Origin of the sequence: Arthrobacter sp. 2MCAF15, from assembly GCF_052115605.1 — a bacterium.
Taxonomy (GTDB): domain Bacteria; phylum Actinomycetota; class Actinomycetes; order Actinomycetales; family Micrococcaceae; genus Arthrobacter.
The window spans coordinates 202,516-228,532 of sequence record NZ_JBFRGZ010000003.1 but is presented as its reverse complement, the minus strand read 5'-3'; the positions used below and the strand labels follow the sequence as shown (position 1 = coordinate 228,532).

Below are 26,017 nucleotides of genomic sequence, written 5' to 3'. Positions count from 1 at the left end.
TCCATCATGGCAACTGAAGTAGGCCCGACGTCGGTCAAGGCACCGACGTCGGGCGGGGCCCCGATCCACCACGCACCCAAGGGTGTTGGGGAGGACAACCGCATCGCGACGCAGGGGCGCTGGGCAGCCTGGCTCCTGGCGCCGACCATCCTCGCACTGTCGGTCGTGATCGTTTACCCGATCATCACCGCCATTGTGATGTCATTCCAGAAGGATGCCGGCCTGGACCCCGCGACGGGTCTTTTCACCGAAGGCGGCCCGGCCGGCCTCTCGAACTACTACAACTGGATTTTCCAGCAGTGCCCGGCTCCTGGCGGCGGAACGGTTGACTGCCCGCCGGGTACCCTCGGCGCACAGTTCTGGTCCGCCACCGGCACCACGTTCTTCTTCACGATCGTCACGGTGGCACTGGAAACGGTGCTCGGCTTCTGGATGGCCGTCATCATGGCACGGGCCTTCAAGGGCCGCAGCCTGGTCCGCGCAGCCGTCCTGGTGCCGTGGGCCATCCCCACCGCCGTCACGGCCAAGCTGTGGCTGTTCATCTTCGCCTTCGAAGGCATCGGCAACAAGCTCTTCAACACCACAGTCCTGTGGACCGGCAGCGAATGGCCGGCCCGGTGGGCGGTGATCATCGCGGATGTCTGGAAGACCACCCCGTTCATGGCGCTGCTGATTCTCGCCGGCCTGCAGATGATTCCCGCGGAGGTGTACGAGGCAGCCAAGGTCGACGGCGCCTCAGCCTGGCAGCGGTTCCGGATGATCACCCTGCCGCTGGTGAAGCCGGCGCTCATGGTGGCCATCCTGTTCCGCACCCTGGATGCACTGCGCATGTTCGACCTGCCATACATCCTGACGGGCGGAGCCAACAACACCACTACGCTGTCCATCCTGGTGATCAACCAAATCAGGCAGGGCTTCAACGCGGCGGCGGCTTTGTCCACCATCACGTTCATCATCATCTTTCTGGTGGCTTTCATCTTCGTACGCTTCCTTGGAGCGAACGTGGTGGAGCAGCAGACCGGCGCAGGTAAGGGGAAGAAATGACCGCCGCGACGAGCGCCGCAACCGAGCTGCGCGCAGAGCAGGACCGGGGGCGGAAGGTCGCGCAGAACCGCGAGAAGTGGGCCCAGTCACGGACCTACATCAGTGCGGTCGTGATCCTCTTCTGGTGCCTGGCTCCGGCCTACTGGATGGTGGTGACGGCGTTCCGCGATGTCGGCTACACATACGACACGTCGATCCTGCCGACCCACGTGACGCTGGACAACTTCAAGACGGCGTTCGACACCTCCTTCGGCAACCACTTCGGCCAGGCACTGCTCAACAGCCTCTTCATCGGTACCGTCGTCACCATCGTTTCGCTGGTGATCGGCGTGTTTGCCGCCTACGCCCTGGCCCGCCTGAACTTCAAGTTCAAGTACCTCGTGCTGGGCTTCATCCTGGGAGCGTCCATGTTCCCCGGCGTCGCCCTCATCACACCGCTGTTCCAGCTGTTCACGAACATCGGCTGGATGGGCACCTACCAGGCCCTGATCATCCCGAACATCTCGTTCGTGCTGCCGCTGACCGTCTACACCATGACCTCCTTCTTCCGGGAGATGCCCTGGGAGCTGGAAGAATCGGCGCGGGTCGACGGATGCACGCAGGGTCAGGCCTTCCGCAAGGTCATCATGCCGCTGGCCGCCCCGGCCATCTTCACGACGGCCATCCTGGCATTCATCTCCTCGTGGAATGAGTTCCTGATCGCCAGCCAGCTCTCCAGCGACGCAACGCAGCCGGTCACCGTGGCCATTGCCAGCTTCGCCGGTGCGCAGCCCAACCAGATCCCGTACACCGCCATCATGGCGGCGGGCACCATCGTGACCATTCCCTTGGTCATCCTGGTGCTCGTCTTCCAGCGTAAGATCGTCGCCGGTCTCACCGCCGGTGCGGTTAAATGACAGAGGCGACATGACGGACGAGCAGAACCAGGGCCACGTCCCGGCGACGCGCCGGAAGGTGCGTTCGGGCGAGGACTTCGACATCATCATCGGGTTCCTCGGCTTCTGGGCCGTCGTGCTGCTGGTGGTCACCGTCTGGATGGAGGTGACCGCCCAGCCGGCCCTCTTCTGGGCCCTGGGTCTGCTCGCCATGCTGCTGGCCCTCTACGGGATGATCCGGCTGCGCCGGCGCTTGCCGCGCCGGACGGCCAGCCGGCGCGGCTAGGCAGCCAAGAGCAGGGACTATCTAACTGCCGCGGGGCGGCAGGGCGCAGCACGTCTGCGGGCAGCCGCCAGGCTCCCGCGGACCGTCAATAAGGGGATAAAAGGTGGCACGGACAGAAAGGGCGCAGCGCGGCGGCCATTCCGGCGTCAGCATTGAGGATGTTGCCGCCGCTGCCGGCGTATCCACGGCCACCGTCTCCCGGGCCGTCCGCGGGCTGCCCCGCGTATCCCCGGCGACCCGGGAGAAGATCCTCGCCATTGCCGAGTCCCTGGGCTACGTCGCCTCGTCCTCGGCGTCCGGGCTGGCGACGGGGCGGACCAAAACGATCGGTGTGCTCGCCCCGTTCGTCAGCCGCTGGTTCTTCTCCAAGGCCATCGAGGGCGCAGACCGGGAACTGCACTCCCGCCAGTACAACCTCTCCCTCTTCAACCTCGGGGGCCACGGCAGCCACCGTGAGCGGCTGTTCAGCAAGACCATGGTCTACAAGCAGATCGACGCCCTGCTGGTCCTCTGTATGGCGCTTACCCATGAGGAAATCGATCATCTGCAGAAGATCGACATTCCGCTGGTGGTGGTCGGAGGCCACGTCGAGGAGTGCCCCTATATCGGCATTGACGACTACGCCGCGGCCGCCACCGCGGTCCGGCACCTGATCGGGCTGGGCCACACCGACATCGCGCTCCTGCACGGCGACGACGAAACCGACCTCAACTTCGACGTCCCCAGGGTACGGATCCAGGCCTTCCACGACATCATGCGCGAGGCCCGGCTGCCCATCCGGCCCGAATGGGATGTGTGGGGGGACTTCACCGTCCGCAGCGGCCAGGAGGCGTTCCGGCGCCTCTGGACCGCCGCCGGGTCCAAGCCCACGGCAATCTTCTGCGCCTCGGACGAGATGGCCATGGGCGTCATTTTCGAGGCCAACAAAGCCGGTGTGCGGGTGCCGCAGGATCTGTCGGTCATCGGGATCGATGACCACGACTTCGCCGAGGCCATGGGGCTGACCACAGTGGGGCAGCGTCCGGACCTGCAGGCTGAACTGGGCACCAAGATGCTGCTGGACGAGCTCGACGGCATTCCCGGGGCCGTGCAGTCCGCGGTGGCGCCGCACCAGCTAATCGTGCGGACCACGACGGCGCCGCCGCTGCGCCGGTCGGCCGGCGTGGCCTAGGGATCTGGCCCAAAGCACTGACCCAGGAAGCGGGCCCGGGAAGCGCGGCCCACGAAGCGCGGGTCTAGGAAGCGCGGGCCAGCTGCCGGATCGGCACCCAGCGCGAGGCCAGCCGGCGGTAGGCCGCGGCGGCGCCGGTCATGTCGCCCTCGGCCAGGCATTCGATGCCGAGCCGGACGTCCAGCGGCGAATCGTCCGGATAGACCTTGTCCGCCACCCCGCCATAGTCCAGTTCCACCGCCGAATCCGGGTGGAAAAGCTCAAGCCATTCCGTGAGCTGGGTGAGGTCCTCGAGCATGTCCAGATCCGGCGCCGCCAGGGCCAGGTGCGCCACCGCGTAGCTCACACGCTCCAGCGCCTTGCCGATGCCCGCGCGGATGCGGACGGTCACAATGTGGCCCTCGGATTCGACGACGTCGGTGGGATCCGATTCCTGGAAGAGGCAGAACCAGCTGAAGGGAATGCCCCACGTGGACGCCCGGGTGTGGACCCGGCTCAGGCCATCGTGGGCCCGGACCTCGTCGATGCGTTCCTGGTGTTTGTCCCGCTGTTCTTCCGGGATCAGGAGCTGCGCCAGGGGACCGTGGATGCCTTCCATCAGGGCATTGGCGGCCAGTCCGGCGCGCAGGACCAGTTGGCTGGGGCAGTACAGCAGCTTGTCGGCCTGTCGCGGGGCAGCCCCCGGGCCGGGCTCGGCACCGTCGCGCGCTGCGCCGGAGGACGCCTGCCGCGCCGGGGCCGGGACGATGCGCACGAGGTCGGTCCGCCCGGTGGGAAAAGGGTCCCCGTCGGAACGGGTGATGCGGCCCAGGGAGGCCAGGAGCTCGGCATTCTCCACGGCGGCGCGGGAGGCCTGGCCGGCGCCCGCGGCCCGCAGGGTGACCTGCTGCTGCTCGGGGAACGCCTCGAGGGGCTCGTAGATCCGGAGCGCGGAAGAGAACGGCAGACCGACCTGTCCGCGGTAGATGTTCCCGGTCATTGGATCACGACGCTTCCCTGGGCGGCAGCCACTAGTCCGCCAGTTCCGCAATCACCGGAGCATGGTCTGAGGCGCCTTTGCCCTTGCGCTCCTCGCGGTCGATCATCGCACCGGTGACCCGTGCCGCCAGGGCCGGGGAGCCGAGGATGAAGTCGATCCGCATGCCCTCCTTCTTCGGGAAGCGGAGCTGCGTGTAATCCCAGTAGGTGTAGACGCCAGGTCCCGGGGTGTGCGGGCGGACGACGTCCTGGAAGCCGGCCTCCTCAAAGGCGTGGAAGGCGGCGCGTTCGGGCTCGCTGACGTGGGTCATGGCGTTGGCGCGGAAGAAGTCGATGTCCCAGACGTCCTCGTCCTGCGGGGCGATATTGAAATCTCCCATCAGCGCGATCTGCGCCTGGGGATCTTCCTTCACCCAGGTCCCGGCGTGGGTTTTCAGGATGTCCAGCCAGTTGAGCTTGTAGGGCATGTGCTCGTCGTCGAGGGAGCGGCCGTTGGGGACGTAGAGGCTCCAGACCCGGACGCCGCCGCACGTGGCGCCGATCGCGCGGGCCTCCTGCACGGCGTCCTTGCCGTTCTTGCCGAACACGGGCTGGTCCAGGAAGGTGCGTTCGACGTCGTCGAGCCCCACCCGGGAGGCGATCGCGACGCCGTTCCACTGGCTCAGGCCAAAGTGCGCCACCTCGTAACCCATGCTCTCGAAAAGCTCCCACGGGAAGTTCTCGTCCTTGCACTTGGTTTCCTGGATAGCCAGGACGTCACAGTCCGTGCGCTGAAGCCAGGCCTCCACACGGTCGGCGCGGGCACGGAGGGAGTTCACATTCCAGGTAGCAATCTTCACAGTCCCTAACTTACCGAACTTGGCCCCCGGGCGAAGCAGCCGGCCGATTCTCTCCTCTGGAAATTAGTAGGAAGTCCGAGTATATTCGGCTTCAGAGATGATCTGGGTCACATGCAAAGGAGCAGTTGGTCATGGTTCGAGAGCTATCCCATTACATTGGCGGGCAGCGGGTGGAAGGCACCTCCGGCCGGTTCAGTGATGTGTACGATCCCTGTACGGGCGAGGTCCAGGCACGGTTGCCGCTGGCAAGCGCCGAGGAAGTGCGCAACGTGATTGCCAACGCGGAGAAGGGGCAGGTGGAATGGGCTGCGATGAATCCGCAGCGCCGCGGCCGGATCCTGCTCAAGTTCGTGGACCTGGTCAACGAGCACATGGATGAACTCGCCACCCTGCTCTCCTCCGAGCACGGCAAGACCTTCCTCGATGCCAAGGGCGACATCCAGCGCGGCATCGAAGTCGTCGAATTCTCCGCCGGCGCCCCGCACCTGCTCAAGGGCGAGTTCACCGACAGCGCCGGAACGGGCATCGATGTCCATTCGATGCGCCAGCCGCTGGGCGTCGTTGCCGGCATCACGCCGTTCAACTTCCCGGCCATGATCCCGCTTTGGAAGTCCGGACCGGCGCTCGCCGCAGGCAATTCCTTCATCCTCAAGCCCTCCGAACGGGACCCGTCTGTTCCGCTGCGCCTGGCCGAGCTCTTCACCGAGGCAGGCCTTCCCGACGGCGTCTTCAACGTGGTCAACGGGGACAAGGAAGCCGTGGATGCACTCCTGGAGGACCCGCGGGTCCAGGCCATCGGTTTCGTCGGCTCCACGCCCATTGCGCAGTACATCTACGCGACCGCCGCAGCCAACGGCAAACGCGCCCAGTGCTTCGGCGGCGCCAAAAACCACATGGTGATCATGCCGGACGCGGACCTGGACATGGCCGCGGACGCCTTGATCGGCGCCGGCTTCGGCTCGGCCGGAGAACGTTGCATGGCCATTTCGGTTGCAGTGCCCGTCGGCCGGAAAACCGCCGACGTGCTGGTGGAGAAGCTGCAGGAACGGATCGCGGACCTCAAGGTCGGCCACAGCCTGGCCAAGGACTCGGACTTCGGCCCGGTGGTGGCGGCTTCCGCGAAGGAACGGATCGAAGGCTACATCGCCTCCGGCGTCGAGGACGGCGCCAGCCTCGTGACCGATGGCCGCGGGCTGAAAGTCGAAGGCTACGACGGCGGCTTCTGGATCGGCCCCACGCTCTTCGACAACGTCACCAAGGACATGAAGATCTACAAGGAAGAAATCTTCGGCCCGGTCCTCAGCGTGCTCCGCGCCGAAGACTACGACGAAGCACTCCGGCTCTGCAGCGAACACGAGTTCGGCAACGGCGTGGCCATCTTCACCCGCGACGGCGACGCCGCCCGCGACTTCGCCAGCCGGGTCCAGGTGGGCATGGTGGGCATCAACGTGCCCATTCCGGTGCCGATCGCCTACTACACCTTCGGCGGCTGGAAGGCGTCGGGCTTCGGGGACCTCAACCAGCACGGCGCGGACGCCTTCCGGTTCTACACGAAGACCAAGACCGTCACCACCCGCTGGCCCTCGGGCGTGCGCAGCGGCGCCAGCTTCGTCATGCCGGAAGGCAGCTGATGGGGGCGGAAGTTGCGCGGGGAGTGGCCAGTGGAGCAGCGGCCGCCGAACGCGTGCCCGGAGAAGCAGAGGAAGTCCTGTTTGAGCGGCGCGGCAGCCTCGGCGTCGTGACCCTGAACCGGCCCGCGGCCGTCAACGCCCTGACGGCGGGGATGGCTGCCGCCATGCTGGAGCAGCTCGCGCTTTGGGCCGACGACGACGCCATCGCCGCGGTGCTGGTCCGCGGCGCCGGCGATCGGGGCCTCTGCGCCGGCGGCGACATCGTCGCCATCTACCGGGACATGCTCGACGGCGGGGATGCCACCGCGGACTTCTGGGCGGTCGAGTACCGGCTGAACCTGCTGATCTCTGAATACCCCAAGCCGTACGTGGCGTTCATGGACGGGCTGGTGCTGGGCGGCGGCGTGGGGATCTCGGCGCACGGCTCGGTGCGGATCGTCACCGAACGTACCCGCATGGGCATGCCCGAAACGACCATCGGCTTCGTGCCCGACGTCGGCGGCACCCTGCTGCTCGCCGGCTCGCCCGGAGAGACCGGCACGCATGCGGCCCTGACCGGCGCCCACTTGAGCGGCGCGGACGCGCTGTTCCTGGGCCTTGCCGACACCTTCGTGCCCTCCGAGCGGTTGCAGGAACTGGCGGCAGCGCTCGAAAACGAAGATGCGGTGGCCGCCGTCGCCCGCTTCGCCGAGCCGGCTCCTGCGTCAGTGCTCGCCGCACAGCGGGAATGGATCGACCCCTGCTACTCCAGCGACGATGCTGAGGAGATTCTGGGTCGGCTGCGCGCGGTAGGCGGAGAAGCCGCCGGGGCGGCCGACACGATCGAGGCGAAGTCGCCGACGGCGGTGAAGGTGGCGCTGGAGTCCCTGCGCCGCGTCCGCGGGCTGAGCCTGGCGCAGGCTCTCGAGCAGGAGTACCGCGTGGGCCTGCACTTCCTCGCCGGACCGGACTTCCGCGAGGGGATCCGCGCCCAGGTGGTGGACAAGGACCGTAACCCGCACTGGAAGCCCGCCGTCCTCGCGGAGGTCACCCCCGGCGACGTCGCTGCCTACTTCGCCCCGCTGGACGGGCGCGAACTGAAGCTTTCTCCGAAGGAGAAGAACAGGGAGAAGAACAATGTCTGACGCAGGAGCCCCTGGTACGGGGACCATCGCCTTCCTGGGCCTGGGGCACATGGGCGGGCCCATGGCCGTGAACCTGGTCAAGGCCGGCTACCGGGTGACCGGCTTCGACGTGGTTCCGGCGGCCCTGGATGCCGCCCGAGAGCATGGCATTCCCACCGTCGGGACCGCAGCTGAGGCCACCGCGGGCGCAGCCGTCGTGCTGACGATGTTGCCCAGTGGCAAGCACCTCCTGGACGCCTACCGCGGCACCGGCGGCGGGCCCGGCCTGCTTGAGGCCGCCGCCCCGGGCACCATGTTCCTGGACTGCTCCACCATCAACGTGGACGATGCCCGCGAGGCCGCGGAACTCGCCGTCGCGGCCGGGCACCGGGCAGTGGACGCGCCCGTCTCCGGAGGCGTTGTGGGGGCCGAGGCCGGCACACTGACGTTCATGGTCGGCGCCCTGCCCGAGGACTTCGAGGCCGTCAAACCGATGCTGGAAGTCATGGGCAAACGGGTGGTCCACTGCGGCGCGCACGGAGCGGGCCAGGCGGCCAAGATCTGCAACAACATGATCCTGGGCGTCTCGATGATCGCCGTCAGCGAGGCCTTTGTGCTGGGCGAAAAGCTCGGGCTGACCCACCAGGCGCTGTTCGACGTCGCTTCCGCCGCCTCCGGGCAGTGCTGGGCGCTGACCACCAATTGCCCGGTGCCGGGGCCGGTCCCGGCCAGCCCCGCCAACCGGGACTACCAGCCCGGCTTCGCCGGGGCGCTGATGGCCAAGGACCTGAACCTGGCCCTCAACGCGCTCCAGAGCACCGGCGTCGCGGCCCGGCTCGGCCCGCTCGCCGCCGAAATCTACGATACGTTTGCCGCGGAAGGCGGCGCCGGCCGGGACTTCTCCGGCATCATCACCGACATCCGTGAAAAGTCGGAAGCAGGCAAGTCCGAAGCAGGCGAACCGGGGTCCGGCACCGCCGGGCAGTAGCTCCCGGCGTCGCGGGCGGAAGCCCGCCACCGAGAACAGGGCCCGGCGCCGGGCCCGCAACCAGCACCACCGAAGGGGACCACTTTCATGACGGAACAGTACGCGAACATCCTGGTGGAGCGCCGCGGCCGGGTGGGCCTGGTGACACTCAACCGCCCCGAAGCCCTCAATGCCCTGAACCAGGCCACCATGGACGAGCTGGTGCGGGCCGTCACCGCGATGGATGCGGACCCGGGAGTCGGTGCCGTGGTGGTGACCGGTTCGGCGAAGGCGTTCGCCGCCGGCGCGGACATCAAGGAAATGCAGTCCAAGGGCTACATGGACATGTACGCGGCGGACTGGTTCCGCGGCTGGGAGGACTTTACCCGGCTCCGCATCCCGGTGGTGGCAGCCGTGTCCGGCTTTGCCCTGGGCGGCGGCTGCGAGCTGGCGATGATGTGCGACTTCATCATCGCGGGCGACAACGCCAAGTTCGGCCAGCCCGAAATCAACCTCGGCGTGCTCCCGGGCATGGGCGGCTCGCAGCGGCTGACCCGGGCGGTGGGCAAGTCCAAAGCCATGGACATGATCCTGACCGGACGCTTCATGGACGCCGAGGAAGCCGAACGCGCGGGCCTGGTCTCCCGCGTGGTCCCGGCCGCCGACGTCGTCGAGGAAGCGCTGAAGGCCGCCGAAGTGATCGCCTCCAAGTCCAAGCCCGTGGCGATGGTGGCCAAGGAAGCGGTGAACGCGGCCTTTGAGACCGGGCTGGCCCAGGGCGTGCTGTTTGAACGGCGGGTGTTCCACTCGCTGTTCGCCACCGAAGACCAGAAGGAAGGCATGGCCGCCTTCACCGAGAAGCGCCAGCCAGAGTTCAACCACCGCTAGCCCCACGGGCCCTTCGCTCCGGGGGGCCGCCGCGGGGCCGGCAGGAAGGCAGCCATGAACACCGGATTCCTGGGCGTCGCTGCGTCCCCGGCGGAGGTTAGCGCCTTAGTCCCGGGCGACGCGCTGGTCCCCGCCCCGGACGTGGTGATGGACCGCGGCTTCGACCTGCCCGGCCCGCCCGGCGCCGTCTGGCCCTGGATCATCCAGCTGGGCAAGGAGCGCTCCGGCTGGTACCTGCCCCGGTGGGTCGAAGCCCTGATCCCGGCCAGGCGCCGGGCCCTGCGGACCATTGACCCGGCACTCCAGGACCTCAGCGCGGGTGACGTCATTGCGGACTGGGGCGGGCCCGGAGCCACCTTCGAGATCGTGGCGGTCGACCCGCCGCGGGCACTGGTGCACCGCTCGCAGCGCGGCGCGATGGCCGTCAGCTGGGCGATCATGCTGCGGCCGGCGCCGGACGGGGTGACCGGAACCCGTGTTCACCTCCGGCTCCGGCTTGCCGGCGTCAAGCGCCGGCGCCTCGTGGAGCTCGGCGGCGGCCTGTTCGACCTCCTCACCATCGCCGGGCTCGCGGCCGGGCTGCGGGAGCGGCTGAGCCGCTAACCGGATACAACCGCTAGCCGGATACAACCGCTAGCCGGATACAACCGTGGGCGGGGCGGCGGCCCACAGGCCAAGGCGGCTGTCACGTGAAGATGTCTGCAACGTACCTGCCGTGCGTGCGTTCCACTTCGTCCATCCACGCCTCGGCGTCGGTCTTTGAGGCACCGGTCGCTTCCTGATAGATCAGGATGCACGTGTCCCGGACCTGCGGCGCCATGTGCTTGCCGTCGCCGCAGACGTAGACCGTGGCGCCCTGCCTGACCAGTTCGACGACGTCGGCGCGGTCCGCCCACAGCCGGTCCTGGACGTACTTCAGGCCGTCTTCGGGCGCTGTGGAGAAGACCGGCCGCAGATCGAGGCTGGCCTGCTCGGCCCACGACGCCAGTTCCCCGCGGTACAGGAAGTCGGTGTCCGGGGCCCGGCAGCCGAAAAACAGCAGGGCGGGCGCCGGCGTCGTGTCCTCCGCCTCGGCCCGCAGCGCCCGGTCCTGGACGAAGCCGCGGAACGGTGCCAGGCCGGTCCCCGCACAGACCATGATGAGCGGGACCTCCAGGGACGATGGCGGGTGGAAGGCCGCGTTCGAGGGACGGACCGTCACCGCGACCCGTGACCCCGGCCTGGCCTGGGCCAGATAGGTGGAGGAGGCTCCTTCGAAGACGCCGCGGCCAGACCAGGCCGGAGCCTGGATGACGGCAAAGGTCAAGGTGGCGTGGTCGGGGCTCCACAGCGGGGACGAGGAAATGGAGTAGCGCCGCGGGGTCAGCTGGGTCAGCAGTTGCAGGAACGAGGTAAACGACAGCTGGCAGGACGGATACGTTTCCAGCAGCTCCAGGAGTGAGACTCGTTTGTCGAGGATCTCCGCCGCGTACCGCCCGCGGTCCTGGGCCAGGACCTCAAGTTCGGCGCGGTGTGCCGGATCCGCCGCGACATCCGCCAGGTCCTCAAGCTGGATCCGGGTGGCAGGAATCGCGAGCTCGACGTAGCTGCTGAGCAGTTCGCCCACGGCCACGGGTGCACCGGTGGGCAGGAACGTGTCTCCCCGCTCCATGCTCAATTGGACGTGCGAGTCGTAGTCAAGGTTGAACCGGGCCAGGGCGCGCTGCACGAGGTCGCTGGGATTCAGCGGCAGCACGGCCAGGTAATCCCCGGTCCGGTAGCTCATCCCCTCGGGCAGGGCGATCTCGACATGCCGCTTGGACCGGGCGCCGGGTTTGGCCAGATCGACCAGTTCCCGGTTCGCCACGACGGTGCCCAGGGCCAGCCCGTTCTGGCGCAGCAGCGGGTCCCTGACGTTGCCGACGAACTGCAGTTCAAGCTGGGGCTGCGCGGTGGGGTTACTGGTCCTCTGCCCGAGGGCGGCGTCCACGGCCGGCCAGAATCCGGCATACCACTCTTCAAAATCGCCGAAGAAGTCCCCGCGGGCGTTGGCTTCGCCCCGGGCATAGATCCGCGCGGCGCCGGCCGCCTCGAGCCGGGCGTCGAGGGCTTTGGGCACCTCCTGGTACGTTCGCGCCCAGTCCTTGTTGCCGTTGCCGAAGACCGCATACCGCGCACCGGCGAGGCTGCCCGGCTGCAGGCCCTCGGTCCAAGCCACGAATTTCCGGGCGTTGTCCGGCGGCTGCCCCTCGTAGGAGGACGTCACGATGGCGACGAGCCCCTCTGACGGCAGCCCGCCGGCCGCCTCGTCGAGCGGACCGATGGTGGGGCTGTAGCCGCGCCGTCCGGCGTCGTTGGCGATGCGCTGGGCGAAGTCCTTGGACGTGCCTGCATTGGAACCGTAGAGCACGCGGATGGGAACGCCGTTGGGCGCTGCGTCCGCCGCTGCCGTTTCCGCCTGCGCGGCTTGTTCGACGGCGGCCTGCGGTCCGGCCGCGATGGTGATGTCCCGCCGGCGCACGTGGATGAACAGTCCTTCAGGCTTCATGGTCAGTGTGTGCTTGATGTGCAGTTCATAGCCCGGGTCCGCGGACGTGACCTCGAAGCGCTGCAGGAGTTTGGCCAGGAACAGCATGGCCTCCTGCAGCGCAAATCCCCGGCCGATGCAGGAGCGCTGCCCGTTGCCGAAGGGTTTCCAGGCGTTGGCGGGGATTTCCGCGGCCCGTTCCGGGGAGAACCGGTCCGGGTCGAACATCTCGGCGTCCTCTCCCCACGCCGCCTTGTCCCGGTGCAGCCGCGGAATCAGGACCAGGATGGGCTGGCCGGCCGGGAGGTCGTAGCGGCCGCCAAGCGTGGTGTCCTGGAACGGCGCGAGGTTGAACGCCGGGGCGGTGGGCCACAGCCGCAGCGTCTCCTTGAGGATCTGGTCCAGGTACCCAAGCCGGGGCAGGTGCTCGAACCGGGCGCTCTCGGTGCCGAGGACCTCGTCCACCTGGGCGCGTGCCTTGGCCAGGACGGCGGGATGGCGGAGCATTTCGTAGAGGGCAAAGGAGAGAAGGCCGCTGGTGGTCTCATGCCCGGCCACGAGGAACGTGACCATCTGGTAGCGGATGTTTTCCTCGTCCAGCCGCTCGCCGGTCACCGGATCCGCGGCGTTGAGCATGGTGTCCAGGATGTCTTCGCTGCCCGCCGGGCTGGGGTTGCGCCGGCGTTCGCTGATCATCTGGTCGGCGACCTCGAACATGAGCGCATGGTCTTCTTCGAGCTGGTGGCGCCTGCGCAGCATGATCTTGTTCTGGACCGGGAGCCTGCGCGCCCGGCTTCCGGATTCGACCAGGGACCGGACCATGGCCCCGACGAAGGGATGCAGCTCTTCGCGGTAGAGGCTGTTGAAGCGGTAGCTGAACGAACACAGGGCAATGGTGTCCAGGGTCAGCCGGGTGGTGTTGTCCGGGACGTCGATCCGGGCCGTGGGGCCGAGCCGCTCCCACTTCAGGAGCAGCTGCTCGGCGATGTCGTCCATGCCGCTGAACATCCGCTTCAGCGCCGCGGGCCCGAACGCCGGCATCAGGATCCGGTGCGCCTTTTGCCAGTTCGGTTCTTCTGTCCTGGCGGTAAACAGGCCGTCGCCGATGAAATCCCGCACTTCCCGAAGGGAGACGCCCAGCACCTTGCCGAAACGGGACTCGTCGCACACTTCGTTGACGAGCTCCTGGGAAGAGATGGCGATGACGCTGCGGTTGAAGAACTGGATGCGGACTATGGGACCGTACCGCTCGGCCACCTCGACTATTCCCAGGATCCCCTTGCTGGAGTCGATGTCCGGCAAGTTGCCGACCACCGGCTTCGGGGGAGGCTGCGGTATGGGGACGCTGGGCGAAGTCATGGCCCCTCCTAGGCTATTGCCAATCGACGCTCTGTGAGCACTAATTGCTGCCTGGCCGGACGGCACTGTCCGGCTCCGAACCACGATACTCCCGTCGGATTCAGGGCAACATAGGCTCCCGCCGCACTGTGATCCTGGCGGCAGCCGCAAGGTTGTGACGGATGATTTCCCTGTGACAGGTGATGCTCATGATTCCCTGCTAGCATCCGGTCGATGGGAGAGGACAACTTCACCGGACAGTAGGACTGGTCATCGCAGTGATCGCCGGCACGGCCGCGGCGCTCCTGTGGGCCGCCGTCGCCGCGGGCGGCCACGCCCAAGTGGAGGGGCCGCCGCACGACGTCGTCCTCGGTGTGTGGAGCGTGCTCTACAGCACGAACGCTCCCGAGGCCCGGATCCTTGGCGCGGCGGTTGCGCTGGCTGTGCTCCTGGCCGCCGGCGTCGCGCTGCTGGAGCGCCGGATCAGCACCCGGTCACGGAGGTCGGCGAATGTGCGGATCGCCCCGCTGGCCCCAAAGATCGTAATGGAGGCCACGCGCGGACTCTATGCCGGGCCGGTCACCGTCACGGTGCTCATCCCGGCCCACAACGAGGAAGTCTCGCTGCCTTCCACGATCGCCTCGCTGCGGGCGCAGTCCCACAGCCCCGAGCGGATCATCGTCGTGGCGGACAATTGCACCGACAGCACCGTGCAGATTGCCCGCGACGCCGGCGTCGAGCTCTATGAATCGGTCGGCAACACGAAGAAGAAGGCAGGCGCGCTCAACCAGGTGCTCACCCGGATTCTCCCCTCGCTCGGCGCCAATGACGTGGTGATGGTCATGGACGCCGACACCGCGCTCGACGACGGCTTCCTCGACGCCGCCGTGAGGCGCTTCGTGGACGACCGGGCCCTGATGGCGGTGGGCGGCCTGTTCTACGGCGAGGAGGGCCACGGTGTCCTCGGCCAGTTCCAGCGCAACGAATACCTCCGCTATGGCCGGGAGATCAAGCGCCGGCGGGGGAGGGTGTTCGTGCTGACCGGCACGGCGTCGCTCTTCCGGCCGGTGGCCCTCCGCACCATCGCGGAGCAGCGCGGCGAGTCGATTCCCGGGACGAAGGGCGACGTCTATGACACGGCGGCGCTGACCGAGGACAACGAGCTGACCATCGCGCTCAAGTCCCTCGGCGCCCTGATGATCTCCCCGACGGCGTGCACCGTGGTTACCGAACTCATGCCCACGTGGTCCACGCTGTGGTCCCAGCGGCTGCGGTGGCAGCGGGGGGCGCTGGAGAACATCGGCGCCTACGGCGTCACGGCCCAGACCACGCGCTATTGGGTGCAGCAGCTGGGAATCGGCTACGGCGTGATCGCCCTCAGCGCCTACCTGCTGCTGATCTTCCTCATGGTCTTCTCCCTGGACGTGTGGATCTGGTTCCCGTTTTGGCTGGGCGTTGGCGGGGTGTTCATGATCGAACGCGTTGCCACGGTCTGGAAGGGCGGCTGGCGGGCCCGGATCCTGGCCCTGACCCTCTTCCCCGAACTTTTCTTCGACATGTTCCTGAACATGGTCTACGTCAAGGGCATCATCGACATTTCACTGGGCCGGACCGCGAACTGGAAACACGTCACCCACACCCCTGCCGCCGAGACTGTCAAGGAGTCAGCATGAGCCTCACCGGCGTGCCCGTCCCCGCGGGCCTTCTCTTCCCGCAGACTCTCCTGAACACGGAATGGTTCGCCATCCTGGCGACCTTCGTCGCGATCAATACCGTCATGTACGCGGCCCTGGCCGCGGCCAAGGTGCTGCCGAAGATCCACCGCCCCAGCTGGCTGCGCTCCCGGCATGAGCGCGGCGAAACCCGCAGCATCCACCCCGACGCCCCGCGCTAACACACCGGCAACCCGGTGGTCCCCAGCCGGGCGGCTGTCGCAGTACGGGCCATTCGTTGGCCTCGACGAGGGCCAGCACGGGACGTTGTCCGGCCGGCCTGATACCTGCATGCGGCCTTGACGTTCCGCGGTGCCATGGCGGTCAGACGGCGGACAGACTCTGGGCACCGGACACGGATTTTCTGTCTAGGTTTTTTCAACCCATTGGGCACGCCACTCTGGTGCGTCGAATGCCTCGCTCCAGTAGGCCGTCTCCTTGGCTATTTTGCCCTCGCGAAATTCAAAGATGAACACCGTTTCGTACTGTGGGCCGCCGTAGTCCAACAACGCCTCGGCGACTACCAGCTCCCCGCCGCTGGTCAGCCGGCGCGGGGTGATGGTTGGCAGCTGTGGGAAGGCGTTGTAGATTCCCCTCCGATTCTCGGCGCCGCGCACGAGTTCTCCGGATTGTGGCCAGTGCATGACCGCGTCGTCATGAAACAACTCGTCCATGACCGCAACCTGACGGTCATTGATACATCTGATCAGCCGGTTGACTACCTTCTCGTTTGCATTCGTTTCATCCACAGTCTTGACCTGATTTCTGGGGGAGCATCAGTTTCTGCATTGGGCTCGTGTCATGGAGGGGCGGATGTGGCCCCTGTATGAATCCTGTCGTCTTCATGGTCGGAGGATCAGCCGATGGCGGCCAGTGCCCAAAGTCCCCCCGTCCCCGGACCTGCCGTGTCCAGGGGGCACTTCGGCGCCGGTGCCGTAGCTCCAGCCAGAGTCGAGGGCGGTAAATGCGAGCCCGTCGAGCTGCCCGGGCTCGAGCGCCCTCCGGACCTGAGGGCCGATTGTCTGGGGGCGGCCTCAGCCGCTGAAATCCCCGGCGTTCTGGCGGAACGTGCCCAGGATCCGGATCAGCTGGTCCACGTCCTGGTCGCAGAAGCCGGACTGGCCGAAGACCTCGGAGTTGAGTACCGCCGTCGCCCGCTTGGCCAGGGCGCGCCCGTCCGGCGTGAGCTCGATCAGGGTGGTTCGGCCGTCCGTGGGATGCGGCGAGCGGACCACCAGCCCGGCGTCCTGGAGCCGGTCTACGGCATTGGTGACCGAGGTGGGGTGGACCTGGAGCAGTGCGCTCGCCTTGTTCATGGGCAGCGCCCCGCTGCGGGCGAAGCTGAGCAATGCCAGCAGCTCGTACCGGGCAAAGGTCAGCCCAAAGGGCTTGAGGACGGCCTCGATCCGGCCCAGCAGTATCTGCTGGGTCCGCATGATGGCGGTGATGGCGGCCATCGGGGCGGCGACGTCGGACCAGCCGTGGCGCTCCCAGTTCAGCCGGGCGTCGGCGATCGGATCTCTTGGCAGCGGTGTTCCCATGCTCAACCCTGCGCCTTGAGCCCGGGGAAATCGGAGTCGGAGTACTCGACGCCGAAGCCCTCGGGAACGGGGCCGCCGCCGTGCCGCAGTTCCTCGCTGTGCCGCAGCTCCACGCGCCGGATCTTGCCGGAGATCGTCTTGGGAAGCTCGGCAAACTCCAGCCGGCGGATGCGCTTGAACGGTGCCAGGTGCTCCCGGCAGTACCGCAGGATGTCCTCGGCCAGCTCCGGGCCGGGCTGGTGCCCGGCCGCCAGGACCACAAAGGCCTTCGGCACTGACAGCTTCAGCGGGTCGGGGGAGGGGACGACGGCGGCCTCCGCCACCGCCGGGTGTTCAATCAGCACGCTCTCCAGTTCGAAGGGGGAGAGGCGGTAGTCGGAGGATTTGAAGACGTCGTCGCCGCGGCCCACATACGTGATGATGCCGCGCTCGTCCCGGCTCGCCATGTCCCCCGTGTGGTAATAGCCGTCGCGGAAAGCCTCCGCCGTCTTGTCCGGGTCGCCGTAGTACGCCTTCATGAGCCCTACGGGGCGGGGGTCCAGGCGCAGGCAGAGCTCGCCGTCGTCGGCCTCCTCGCCGGTGGCGGGATCCACGAGCACCACGTCGTAGCCGGGCAGCGGCTTGCCCATGGCGCCGATCTTGATCGGCTGGCCGGGGGTGTTGGCGATCTGCACGGTTGATTCGGTCTGGCCGAAGCCGTCGCGGATGGTCTGGCCCCAGGCGCGGTGGACCTGGTCGATCACCTCGGCGTTGAGCGGTTCGCCGGCGGACACCACCTTGGTGGGCGGGTTCAACAGCTGCGTGAGATCGGCCTGGATGAGCATCCGCCAGACCGTGGGCGGGGCGCAGAAGCTGGTCACGGATTCGCGGTCCATCTGTTCCATGAGCGCCCGTGCGTCGAAGCGTTCGTAGTTGTAGATGAACACGCAGGCCTCGGCGATCCAGGGCGTGAACACGTTGGACCAGGCGTGCTTGGCCCAGCCCGGCGAGGCCACGTTCAGGTGCACGTCGCCCGGTTCCATCCCGATCCAGAACATGGTGGAGAGGTGTCCCACCGGGTAGGAGGTGTGCGTGTGTTCCACGAGTTTGGCCTTGGACGTGGTGCCGGAGGTGAAGTAGAGCAGGAGGGTCTCATCGGCCAGGGTGGGGGCGTCCGGGGTGAAGTCCACGCCGGCGGCGGCAGCGTCCGCATACTGCAGCGCGTCCGGGGTCGCTGCGGGATTCCCGGCCGGATTAGCCGCGCCCGTGCCGATTTCAATCAGCCTGTAGTCACCCTCGACGTCGGCGAACTTTGCGATGTTGGCACTTCCGACGGCGGCCCAGGCCGCGCCGCCGCGTTCTACCCGGTCCTGAAGGTCGGCGGGGCCCATCAGGGTGGTGGTGGGGATCATGACGATGCCCAGCTTGATGCCGGCCAGCATGAGTTCCCAGAGCTCCACCTGGTTGCCGAGCATGATGATCATTCGGTCCCCGCGCCGCACGCCCTGGCTGCGCAGCCAGGTGGCCACCTGGGAGGAGCGCCGGGAGAGGTCCGCGAAGCTGCGCCGGGTGGCGGATCCGTCCTGCTCGACGATCACCAGCGCCGGCTTCTCCGCCTTGGCCGGGTCTGCCGCGAGCTGGTCGAACCAGTCCAGGGCAAAGTTGAATTCCTCGAAGCGCGGCCACTGGAACTCGCTGCGGGCGGCCTCGTAATCCCCGCGGAGGGCCAGCAGCCGGTCCCGCGCGGCCCGGAATTCTTCAGTCACGGTCATGGTGCACCTTTCGAAGTCCTCTGGCGCAGCCCTTCCGGAAAATCCGGCGCCGGCGCCGTTGCCTGGGATCCCGCCGGCCCGGCGGGCGCCTGCCTAGTGATCCCCGTCACTGTGCAATATACTAGGACATCCAAGGGTTTGGAAGAGCGGCGCTGCTCTGCGGACGGCGCATGAGGAAGGGATACGTGCCCGTGCAGCCACAAGGACGTGCCGGCGGAGCGCCAGTGCTAGCGGAATCAAACGCAGCCGCAGCAGACACCGCATCAGCCGCAACACCTGCGGACCCGGCGCCGCCGCCGTTTCCGGACGCCGACCTCATGTACATCGTGGACCTGCTGCCGCCGGAGGAACAGCTCCGCTACCAGGAGGTCCGGGAGTTCCTGCAGTCCCGGGTCCGGGCCGCTTCGATCGACTACTGGAACCGCGAGGAATTTCCCTTCGGCCTGCTCGCGGAACTCGGCAAGTACGGCCTGGGCGGGTTGCAGACGGACGGCACGTCCAAGCTCTTCAAGGGGCTCATGTACGTCGAGGTGGCCCGGGCCGACGTCTCCCTCTCGGCGCTCGTGGGCATCCACAACGAGCTGATTGTCGGCATGATCGACGAGCTGGGCTCCGAGGAGCAGAAGGCACGCTGGCTCCCCGGCCTCACCGCGTTCACCCAGCTCGGAGCATTCGCCTTAACTGAGCCGGACCATGGCTCGGACATCGCAGGCGGCCTGGAAACCACCGCCCGGCTGGAGGACGGCGAATGGGTCATCAACGGTGCAAAGCGGTGGATCGGTGCCGGCACCATCGCGGACTTTGCCCTCGTGTGGGCCCGGGACGTCGCCGACCAGCACATCAAGGGCTTCATCGTCGAGACCGACCGTCCCGGCTACACGGCAACGAAGATCGCCAATAAGATCGGCCTGCGCATCATGCAGAACGCCGACATTGTCCTCGACGAGGTCCGCATCCCGGCGGCCAACCTGCTGCCCGGCGCCACCGACTTCTCCAAGGCCAACGAGCTCCTGCGCGACTCGCGGGCCTGGGTGGGCTGGCAGGGCGCAGGCATCCAGCTGGCCGCGTTCGACGTCGCGCGCGCCTATTCGCTGCAGCGCCGCCAGTTCGGCAAGGAACTGGCACGCTTCCAGCTCATCCAGCAGCAGCTCGCCGAGATCCTGGGCAACGCGACCGCGTCCCTGGCCCTGATGGCCCAGCTTGCGAGAATCCAGGAGGACGGCAAGCTCGAGATGGTCCAGGCGGCCATGGCCAAATCCACTACCACACGGCTGGCGCGCGCCTCGGTGGCGATGGGCCGGTCCCTCATGGGCGGCAACGGCATCAGCAGCGACTACGAGATGGGCAAGCTCTTCGGCGACGCCGAAATCCTCTACACCTACGAGGGCAGCTACGAAATCAATTCACTGATCGTGGCCCGGGCCGTGACGGGAAAGTCCGCCTTCGTCTAGGCTCCCCGCGTGGTCTGGGCTTCCCGCGAGTCAGTGGCGCCGGGCGCCTGTTCCCGGGCGGCGGCGGTGGGGTGGCCGTACCGGGACGTGCGGTTGCGGCCGCCGTTTTTGGCCTCGTACAGGGCCCGGTCCGCACAGTCCAGGAGGGAGCCGGCCTCGGCGTCGCGCTGCTCGCAGACCCCGGCGGAGATCGTCAGGTAACCGACCTCGCCGAACGGCTCGGACGCGATGGCCTTCCGGGCGCGTTCGGCGGCGAGCAGGGCCTCGGCGCCGTCGGTCTCCGGGAGCAGCCACACGAACTCCTCGCCGCCAAACCGGGCCACGATCTCCTTCGTGCGGGCGACCGTCCGGAGCCGCGCGGCGACCTCCGCCAGGACGACGTCGCCCATCAGATGGCCGTGGGTGTCGTTGATCCGCTTGAAGTGGTCGATATCCAGGACGATCGCGCTCAGGTAAGTCCCGCGGCTACCGGCCAGCGCAATCTGTTCGGCGAGGTGCCGTTCCAGGGACCGCCGGTTGGGCAGGCCGCTCAGGGCATCGGTTGTGGCCTGCTGCTCCAGGTCCGTCCGGGCCTCTGTGTTGCCGATGGCGATTTCGACGAGCTCCGCGAACTGGGCCAGCCGCTCCATCATGGCTTCCGTGACACCGGTGCGCGACTTCGAGGTAAGGCTTACCGCGCCCCACAGGCCGCCGCGGACGCGGATCGGCGCCGCCGCGGCGGACTGGAAGCCGCCGGCGCGCATCTGCTCCGCTGCCGGTCCGCCCTCCGGCCGATAGACGACGAGGGCGGGTTTGCCGGTCACGGCCACCCGGACGGTTGCGGATTCGTCTGTCGGGGCGAAGATCTGCCGCCGGCTCAGCGTCGGCGGGAGTGTCGGGGCCATCGCGACGATTTCGGCCGAGGACGCGCCGGTGAAACGGACGACGGCGGCGGAATCGACGTTGAACAGGTCCCGGACGATCGCGGCGACCCGCTCCGAGATGGCCTCGGGGGCTGCGTTGCGGGCGACTTCGGTCGCCAATTCGTGCAGGGCCTGCCACACCTGCTGTTGCTGCAGGCGCTCGGTGACATCGACCGCCACCACCATGCCGGCCGCGGCGCCGTCGTCGTCGGAGTAGACCGGGCCGGCCTTCAGCCGGTAGGTGCGGTGGCCGATCTGCCGGCTCCAGGAGACCTCGCGGCCGGCGAGGGCCGCACGGTAGCGGGGCTCGAGCTCGCTGGCGAGGTCGCCCTTAAGGACGTCCTGGATGCGCTGGCCTTCGAGCTCTTCCCTGCGGTAGCCGAAGGTCTCCAGCTCCTGGCCTTCGGCGATCAGGTAGCGCAGCTCGGCGTCGAAGAGGAGTACGAAGACGCCGGGAACGCTGCGCGCCAGGGCCCGGTACCGGTCCATGTCCCGTTGCCGGCGCCGGTCGGCCAGCACCCGTTCGGTGATGTCGGTGATCACGACGAAGTAGCCCTGTACCGCGCCATCGCGGGCATCGGGGGTGTACGTGACGTGGGTGTGGCGCGACTCGCCTTCAGAATCCACGAGGGTCCGGTCAAACTGCTGGGCCTCTCCGGCGAGCACCCGCTCGATGAGCGGCCGGGTCGTTTCGAAGGCCACGTCCCCGATCACGTCCCGGACATGCAAGCCATTGAGCTGCTGGGGTTCGAACCCGAACCACTCGCAGTAGGCGTCGTTGGCCAGGCGGTTGCGCAGTTCGTTGTCCCAGTAGCCCACGAGGGCCGGTATCCCGTTGAGGACGGCCCGCAGCTGCGCAGGGATCTCAGGCAGTGGCGACGGATCGGCATCGTCCCTGCTGAGCGGGCTGCAATTAGTCATTGCCCCAGTATCCATTGCTGGTCACGGCATCGGAAAACCAACAGGCGAAGCTGCCGGAAAAACTGTCAGGGCATGAACCGATAGCCGATTCCGGCCTCGGTGAGCAGGTGGCGGGGGTTGGCGGTGTCCGGTTCCAGCTTGCGCCTCAGCTGGGCCATGTAGACCCGCAGGTAGTTGGTCTCCTTCGCGTAAGCCGGCCCCCAGACTTCGGAGAGCAACCGCTGCTGCGTGATGAGCTTTTCCGGATTCCGGACCAGCACGTCCAGCATTTTCCACTCCGTGGGGGTCAGCCGGACGTCGTGTCCGTCCCGGACCACCCGGCGCTTGCCCAGATCCACCGTGAAGTTCTCCGTGCTGACCACGGCCTCGTGTTCCGGTTCCGTGGTGCGGCGCAGCAGGGCGCGGAGCCGGGCCAGGAGTTCATCCAGGCCAAAGGGTTTGGTGATGTAGTCGTCTGCGCCGGCGTCGAGGGCCTGGACTTTGTCCTCGGAGCCGTGGCGGGCGGACAGCACCAGGACGGGGACGCTGCTGAATGCGCGCAGCTCCCGGATAACCGCCGTGCCGTCCAGATCCGGCAGGCCCAGGTCCAGGATTACCACCGACGGCGGCTCCTGCCTGGCCTTGAGCAGCGCGGACCGGCCGTCCGCCGCCGCGGAAACGTCGTAGCCGTGGCCCTGCAGGGTGATGCGCAGTGCCCGCAACAGATGCGGATCGTCGTCGACCACCAGGACGGCGGTCATGGCGCGTCCCGCCCGGCAGCCGACGGCGACGGCGCCGGGGACGATGCTGGGGACGGCGGCAGCGGGCGTCCATGGTGGCGGCCGGTCAGCGCCGATTGCGGTTCCAGCGGGGCCTGGCCCGTTTGGGCGTCGAAGGGTTCGCCGCTGGAGAGCGGGAGGGTGATGACCATGGTCAGGCCGCCGCCCGGCGTCGGCTCAGCCGTCAGGCGTCCGCCCATCGCCTCGGTGAAACCCTTCGCCACCGCAAGGCCGAGCCCGACGCCGGCGGCCTGGGCGGCGTCGTCGAGGCGCTGGAACGGGCGGAACATGTCCAGCACCCGCTCCGCGGGGACGCCACGGCCGTGGTCGATGATGCGCAGCTCGCCGGCCGGACGCCCGGCGAGCGTCGCCTGGCTCAGCCCGCCGGCGGTTCCCGCCACCACGATGTCGGAGTCAGGTGCGTACTTGACCGCGTTTTCGACAATGTTCGCGACGACCCGCTCCAGCATGCCCTGGTCGGCGTCGATCTCGGGCATGTTTGCGGGAAGCTCCACGCGCACCCGGCCCGGCGGGACGCCGTGCAGGGCGCCCGGGATGACCTCGTACCAGCGGAGGGGACGGAGCTGGGGGCTGGCCGAGTCCGAGGTGATGCGGGACATGTCCAGCAGGTTGCCGACCAGCAGGTCGAGCCGGTCGGAGCATTCCTCGATCGTGGCCAGCAGCTCCTGCTCCTCCTGCGGGGAATAGCGGGCCCCGGGCTGCCGGAGGCCGCCGACGGCGAGCTTGATCCCGGCCAGCGGGGTCCGGAGATCGTGGGAGACCGCGCGGAGGATGGAGGTGCGCATGGTGTTGCTCTCGGCCAGGCGCATCATTTCGCGCCGGCTGGCCACGAGCTGCTGGCGTTCCAGCTGTGCGGCCACGTGCACGCCGAACGCGGCCAGGAGCCGCCGGTCGCTGGCCGGCAGGATCCGGCCGTAGAGGACCAGCCGGGTGGTGGAGTCGATGTCCTCGATGTTCTCGCCGTCGGGACCTTGGCCATCTAGACCTTGCCCATCTTGACCTTGACCATCTTGGCGTTGGCCGTCGGGGCGTTGGCCGTCGGCCGGGACCTCGCCCGCGGAGGCCAGGAGCCGCCAGTCTCCCTCGCCGTCGGCCGCCTGGCCGAACAGGGCCGTCCCGCGGACCTGGAAAACCGTCCTGGCCTGCTCGAGCAACGCCTGGACAGTATCGTCCGAGCCGGCCGCCCCGCGGGTGAGGTCACTGAGGGTGGTGGCCTCGGCCCTGGCCCGGGCGGCCTCCTTCGAACGGCGGGCGGACAGGTCCACCACCACGGCCACGGCCGCCGACACTCCGAGGAAGACGAACAGTGCCAGGAAGTTCTGAGCGTCGCTGATGGTCAGGTTGCCCAGCGGGGGAGTGGAGAAGTAGTTCACCAGCAGGCTGCTCCACAGTGCGGCCAGGACTGCGGGCCACAGGCCGCCCACCAGGGCGACCGCCACGGAGCCGCTGAGCTGGACCAGCATGGCGGTGGCCAGGCTGTGGTCCGGATTCACGACGGAGAGCAGCAGTTGCAGGACCGCAGGCACGAGCACAGCCAGGATGAAGCCCACGGCAACCCGGGCCCGGCCCAGGTCGCGGGGGCGTGGCACGCCCGTGCCCTGGCCGCCAAGCGGATGCGAGACCATGTGGACATCGATGTCCCCGGAGCCGCGCACCACCCGGGTGCCAACACCGCCGCCCAGGAGGCCGCCCAGCAGGCTGATGACGTTCTTGTGACGGGAGATGCCGACCACGATTTGGGTGGCGTTGACGCTGCGGGCGAAGTCCAGCAGCGCGGTGGCCGGGTCCTCTCCGGCCACGACGTGGTAGCTGCCGCCCAGGTCCTGGACCAGCCGCCGTTGCCGTTCCAGCGCCTGTGGCGACTCCGAGGCGACACCATCGGCGGCGCGCACATGCACTGCCAGGAGGTCCCCGCCGCTGACGCGGGTCAGGATGCGCGCCCCGCGCCGGATGAGCGCTTCGCCCTCAGGCCCGCCGGTCAGGCCCACGACGATGCGCTCGCGGGCGGGCCAGCTGTCCTGGATCCCGTGCTCGGCCCGGTACTTCGCTAGGCCCTCGTCCACCCGGTCCGCCAGCCACAGCAAGGCGAGTTCGCGCAGCGCGCTGAGGTTGCCGAGCCGGAAATAGTTGGAGAGGGCCGCGTCGATCTTGTCGGCGGCGTAGATTTTTCCGTCGCTGAGCCGTTGGCGCAACAGTTCGGGCGGGATATCGACCAGATCGATCTGGTCGGCGCGCCGCACGACCTCGTCCGGGACCGTCTCTGCCTGCCGGACATCGGTGATGGCGCTGACGACGTCGCCGAGGGACGCCAGATGCTGGATATTGACAGTGGAGAGGACATTGATCCCGGCGGTGAGGAGTTCGTCCACGTCCTGCCAGCGCTTCTGGTTGCGGCTGCCCGGGACGTTCGAGTGGGCGTATTCGTCCACCACCGCAGTTTCGGGGGCGCGGGCCAGGACTGCGTCCACGTCCATTTCCTCGAAGTCCGCGCCCCGGTAGCTCAGCGCCCGGGGCGCAATGACCTCCAGGCCCGCCATGAGGGCCCTTGTGTCGGCACGGCCGTGGTCCAGCGCGAAGGCGACGGCAACGTCCTCGCCCCGCTCACCGAGGCGGTGGGCTTCCTCCAGCATCTCGTAGGTTTTGCCCACTCCGGGCGCGGCCCCCAGGAAGATCCGCAGCGTTCCACGTGCCATGTCGTCATTCTGTCACTTGGAGGCGGACACGGGCGACGCGGCCGCAACTGCCAGGTTCAGTGCGGTCACGTTCACGGCGGGCTGCCCCAGGAATGCCGCGGGGCCGGTACTGGTTTGCCGCGCCACGAGCTCTGCCACGGCCTCGGTGCTGAGGCCGTGCGCGGCGGCAACACGCCGGATCTGTAGGCGGGCGTAGGCCGGGGAGATGTCCGGGTCCAGTCCGGAACCGCTGGCGGTCACGGCGTCGGCCGGGACCTCTGCTTCGGGGACGGATTCCGCCTGCGCGACGGCTGCGCGGTTGGCCGCGATCGCCTCCGCCAGTTTGGAGTCGTTGGGGCCAAGGTTGCTGGCCGAGGACGACGCAGGGTCCCACTTTACGGCGGAGGGCCGGGCATGGAACCAGCGCGGGTCCTGGGCGCCGGCGTCGTTGGCCGGCGCCTGGACGATCAGGGAGGACGCGGCGGGGTGTCCGGCCGGGTCCTTGATGATGGAGCCGTTGGCCTGCGCCGGGGCGATCAGCTGGCCCGCGCCGAAGACGGCCAGGGGATAGCAGAGGCCAAGGACCACGGTGGCGAGCGCGAGGAACCGCAGCGCAGTCCCGGCCTGCCGGAGATAGCCGGTGAGTGTATTCATGGGGAGTT

The 26,017-nt window shown here is 68.1% G+C and carries 22 protein-coding genes; 12 read left to right on the top strand and 10 right to left on the bottom strand.

The features are described from left to right. Nucleotides 1-6 precede the first annotated feature (6 nt). The 4 genes from AB4089_RS04685 to AB4089_RS04670 all read left to right on the top strand — a co-directional run bounded on the left by AB4089_RS04685 (nt 7) and on the right by AB4089_RS04670 (nt 3,376). On the top strand, nt 7-1,044 hold the full coding sequence (locus tag AB4089_RS04685; RefSeq protein ID WP_441408133.1) for a carbohydrate ABC transporter permease: 1,038 nt from the start codon (nt 7-9) through the stop codon (nt 1,042-1,044). Continuing rightward, entirely contained in the window at nt 1,041-1,940 is a 900-nt protein-coding gene (locus tag AB4089_RS04680) for a carbohydrate ABC transporter permease (protein WP_441408132.1), read from the top strand. Before AB4089_RS04685 ends, AB4089_RS04680 begins: the two co-directional genes overlap by 4 nt. A gap of 10 nt (nt 1,941-1,950) precedes the next feature. Further along, nucleotides 1,951-2,205, top strand: coding sequence for a hypothetical protein (locus tag AB4089_RS04675; protein ID WP_243181375.1), 255 nt, complete (start codon nt 1,951-1,953; stop codon nt 2,203-2,205). A 103-nt stretch (nt 2,206-2,308) separates the two neighbouring features. Beyond that, complete coding sequence (locus AB4089_RS04670) at nt 2,309-3,376, top strand: LacI family DNA-binding transcriptional regulator (RefSeq protein ID WP_441408131.1); 1,068 nt, start codon at nt 2,309-2,311, stop codon at nt 3,374-3,376. A 64-nt stretch (nt 3,377-3,440) separates the two neighbouring features. Here the strand turns inward: AB4089_RS04670 and AB4089_RS04665 are convergent, their stop codons facing one another. Further along, nucleotides 3,441-4,355 carry a hypothetical protein gene (locus AB4089_RS04665; protein ID WP_441408130.1) on the bottom strand — a complete coding sequence of 305 codons (915 nt, stop codon included), beginning with the start codon at nt 4,353-4,355 and terminating at the stop codon, nt 3,441-3,443. A 31-nt stretch (nt 4,356-4,386) separates the two neighbouring features. Then, entirely contained in the window at nt 4,387-5,193 is an 807-nt protein-coding gene (locus AB4089_RS04660) for an exodeoxyribonuclease III (protein WP_441408129.1), read from the bottom strand. A 131-nt stretch (nt 5,194-5,324) separates the two neighbouring features. Between AB4089_RS04660 and AB4089_RS04655 the strand changes: the two genes are divergently transcribed. The 5 genes from AB4089_RS04655 to AB4089_RS04635 all read left to right on the top strand — a co-directional run bounded on the left by AB4089_RS04655 (nt 5,325) and on the right by AB4089_RS04635 (nt 10,385). After that, complete coding sequence (locus AB4089_RS04655) at nt 5,325-6,824, top strand: CoA-acylating methylmalonate-semialdehyde dehydrogenase (protein WP_441408128.1); 1,500 nt, start codon at nt 5,325-5,327, stop codon at nt 6,822-6,824. Next, nucleotides 6,824-7,948: an enoyl-CoA hydratase/isomerase family protein gene (locus tag AB4089_RS04650; protein ID WP_441408127.1), complete on the top strand. Its 1,125-nt coding sequence runs from the start codon at nt 6,824-6,826 to the stop codon at nt 7,946-7,948. Before AB4089_RS04655 ends, AB4089_RS04650 begins: the two co-directional genes overlap by 1 nt. Beyond that, on the top strand, nt 7,941-8,915 hold the full coding sequence (gene mmsB / locus AB4089_RS04645) for a 3-hydroxyisobutyrate dehydrogenase (protein WP_441408126.1): 975 nt from the start codon (nt 7,941-7,943) through the stop codon (nt 8,913-8,915). Before AB4089_RS04650 ends, mmsB begins: the two co-directional genes overlap by 8 nt. A gap of 87 nt (nt 8,916-9,002) precedes the next feature. Continuing rightward, nucleotides 9,003-9,782 (top strand): enoyl-CoA hydratase, encoded by a 780-nt coding sequence (locus AB4089_RS04640; RefSeq protein WP_441408125.1) that lies wholly within the window; start codon nt 9,003-9,005, stop codon nt 9,780-9,782. Between the two features lie 54 nt (nt 9,783-9,836). After that, on the top strand, nt 9,837-10,385 hold the full coding sequence (locus tag AB4089_RS04635; protein ID WP_441408124.1) for a hypothetical protein: 549 nt from the start codon (nt 9,837-9,839) through the stop codon (nt 10,383-10,385). A gap of 82 nt (nt 10,386-10,467) precedes the next feature. On the opposite strand, the gene AB4089_RS04630 is transcribed toward AB4089_RS04635, so the two are convergent. Beyond that, on the bottom strand, nt 10,468-13,647 hold the full coding sequence (locus tag AB4089_RS04630) for a bifunctional cytochrome P450/NADPH--P450 reductase (protein ID WP_441408123.1): 3,180 nt from the start codon (nt 13,645-13,647) through the stop codon (nt 10,468-10,470). 257 nt (nt 13,648-13,904) lie between these two features. Here AB4089_RS04630 and AB4089_RS04625 point away from each other — a divergent pair, with 257 nt between their 5' ends. Together AB4089_RS04625 and AB4089_RS04620 are read left to right on the top strand one after the other, a co-directional pair. Then, nucleotides 13,905-15,299, top strand: coding sequence for a glycosyltransferase family 2 protein (locus AB4089_RS04625; RefSeq protein ID WP_441408122.1), 1,395 nt, complete (start codon nt 13,905-13,907; stop codon nt 15,297-15,299). Next, nucleotides 15,296-15,520 (top strand): hypothetical protein, encoded by a 225-nt coding sequence (locus tag AB4089_RS04620; RefSeq protein ID WP_441408121.1) that lies wholly within the window; start codon nt 15,296-15,298, stop codon nt 15,518-15,520. The genes AB4089_RS04625 and AB4089_RS04620 overlap by 4 nt, the downstream gene beginning before the upstream one ends. A 186-nt stretch (nt 15,521-15,706) precedes the next feature. On the opposite strand, the gene AB4089_RS04615 is transcribed toward AB4089_RS04620, so the two are convergent. From AB4089_RS04615 to AB4089_RS04605, 3 genes are all read right to left on the bottom strand, one after another. Further along, nucleotides 15,707-16,087 carry a nuclear transport factor 2 family protein gene (locus AB4089_RS04615; protein WP_441408120.1) on the bottom strand — a complete coding sequence of 127 codons (381 nt, stop codon included), beginning with the start codon at nt 16,085-16,087 and terminating at the stop codon, nt 15,707-15,709. 285 nt (nt 16,088-16,372) lie between these two features. Then, a complete protein-coding gene (locus tag AB4089_RS04610) occupies nt 16,373-16,879 on the bottom strand; it encodes a MarR family winged helix-turn-helix transcriptional regulator (protein WP_441408363.1) in 507 nt (168 codons plus the stop codon). 2 nt (nt 16,880-16,881) lie between these two features. After that, entirely contained in the window at nt 16,882-18,630 is a 1,749-nt protein-coding gene (locus AB4089_RS04605) for an AMP-binding protein (protein WP_441408119.1), read from the bottom strand. 317 nt (nt 18,631-18,947) lie between these two features. On the opposite strand from AB4089_RS04605, the gene AB4089_RS04600 reads away from it, so the two are divergent. After that, nucleotides 18,948-20,081 carry an acyl-CoA dehydrogenase family protein gene (locus AB4089_RS04600; protein ID WP_441408362.1) on the top strand — a complete coding sequence of 378 codons (1,134 nt, stop codon included), beginning with the start codon at nt 18,948-18,950 and terminating at the stop codon, nt 20,079-20,081. On the opposite strand, the gene AB4089_RS04595 is transcribed toward AB4089_RS04600, so the two are convergent. The 4 genes from AB4089_RS04595 to AB4089_RS04580 form a co-directional block, all read right to left on the bottom strand. Further along, a complete protein-coding gene (locus AB4089_RS04595; RefSeq protein WP_441408118.1) occupies nt 20,078-21,904 on the bottom strand; it encodes a sensor domain-containing diguanylate cyclase in 1,827 nt (608 codons plus the stop codon). The two genes, AB4089_RS04600 and AB4089_RS04595, sit on opposite strands and share 4 nt — an antisense overlap. A 65-nt stretch (nt 21,905-21,969) precedes the next feature. Further along, nucleotides 21,970-22,644 (bottom strand): response regulator, encoded by a 675-nt coding sequence (locus AB4089_RS04590; RefSeq protein ID WP_441408117.1) that lies wholly within the window; start codon nt 22,642-22,644, stop codon nt 21,970-21,972. Further along, nucleotides 22,641-25,376, bottom strand: a complete 2,736-nt coding sequence (locus AB4089_RS04585; RefSeq protein ID WP_441408116.1) for a DUF4118 domain-containing protein — start codon at nt 25,374-25,376, stop codon at nt 22,641-22,643. The genes AB4089_RS04590 and AB4089_RS04585 overlap by 4 nt, the downstream gene beginning before the upstream one ends. 12 nt (nt 25,377-25,388) lie before the next feature. Continuing rightward, entirely contained in the window at nt 25,389-26,009 is a 621-nt protein-coding gene (locus tag AB4089_RS04580; protein ID WP_441408115.1) for a potassium-transporting ATPase subunit C, read from the bottom strand. Nucleotides 26,010-26,017 lie beyond the last annotated feature (8 nt).

Bases quoted from the DNA above. Each gene is read 5' to 3' on its own strand.
- AB4089_RS04685 (WP_441408133.1), top strand. From the start codon at position 7: ATGGCAACTGAAGTAGGCCCGACGTCGGTCAAGGCACCGACGTCGGGC.
- AB4089_RS04680 (WP_441408132.1), top strand. From the start codon at position 1,041: ATGACCGCCGCGACGAGCGCCGCAACCGAGCTGCGCGCAGAGCAGGAC.
- AB4089_RS04675 (WP_243181375.1), top strand. From the start codon at position 1,951: ATGACGGACGAGCAGAACCAGGGCCACGTCCCGGCGACGCGCCGGAAG.
- AB4089_RS04665 (WP_441408130.1), bottom strand. From the start codon at position 4,355: ATGACCGGGAACATCTACCGCGGACAGGTCGGTCTGCCGTTCTCTTCC.
- AB4089_RS04655 (WP_441408128.1), top strand. From the start codon at position 5,325: ATGGTTCGAGAGCTATCCCATTACATTGGCGGGCAGCGGGTGGAAGGC.
- AB4089_RS04650 (WP_441408127.1), top strand. From the start codon at position 6,824: ATGGGGGCGGAAGTTGCGCGGGGAGTGGCCAGTGGAGCAGCGGCCGCC.
- mmsB (WP_441408126.1), top strand. From the start codon at position 7,941: ATGTCTGACGCAGGAGCCCCTGGTACGGGGACCATCGCCTTCCTGGGC.
- AB4089_RS04640 (WP_441408125.1), top strand. From the start codon at position 9,003: ATGACGGAACAGTACGCGAACATCCTGGTGGAGCGCCGCGGCCGGGTG.
- AB4089_RS04635 (WP_441408124.1), top strand. From the start codon at position 9,837: ATGAACACCGGATTCCTGGGCGTCGCTGCGTCCCCGGCGGAGGTTAGC.
- AB4089_RS04630 (WP_441408123.1), bottom strand. From the start codon at position 13,647: ATGACTTCGCCCAGCGTCCCCATACCGCAGCCTCCCCCGAAGCCGGTG.
- AB4089_RS04620 (WP_441408121.1), top strand. From the start codon at position 15,296: ATGAGCCTCACCGGCGTGCCCGTCCCCGCGGGCCTTCTCTTCCCGCAG.
- AB4089_RS04610 (WP_441408363.1), bottom strand. From the start codon at position 16,879: ATGGGAACACCGCTGCCAAGAGATCCGATCGCCGACGCCCGGCTGAAC.
- AB4089_RS04605 (WP_441408119.1), bottom strand. From the start codon at position 18,630: ATGACCGTGACTGAAGAATTCCGGGCCGCGCGGGACCGGCTGCTGGCC.
- AB4089_RS04600 (WP_441408362.1), top strand. From the start codon at position 18,948: ATGTACATCGTGGACCTGCTGCCGCCGGAGGAACAGCTCCGCTACCAG.
- AB4089_RS04595 (WP_441408118.1), bottom strand. From the start codon at position 21,904: ATGACTAATTGCAGCCCGCTCAGCAGGGACGATGCCGATCCGTCGCCA.
- AB4089_RS04590 (WP_441408117.1), bottom strand. From the start codon at position 22,644: ATGACCGCCGTCCTGGTGGTCGACGACGATCCGCATCTGTTGCGGGCA.
- AB4089_RS04585 (WP_441408116.1), bottom strand. From the start codon at position 25,376: ATGGCACGTGGAACGCTGCGGATCTTCCTGGGGGCCGCGCCCGGAGTG.
- AB4089_RS04580 (WP_441408115.1), bottom strand. From the start codon at position 26,009: ATGAATACACTCACCGGCTATCTCCGGCAGGCCGGGACTGCGCTGCGG.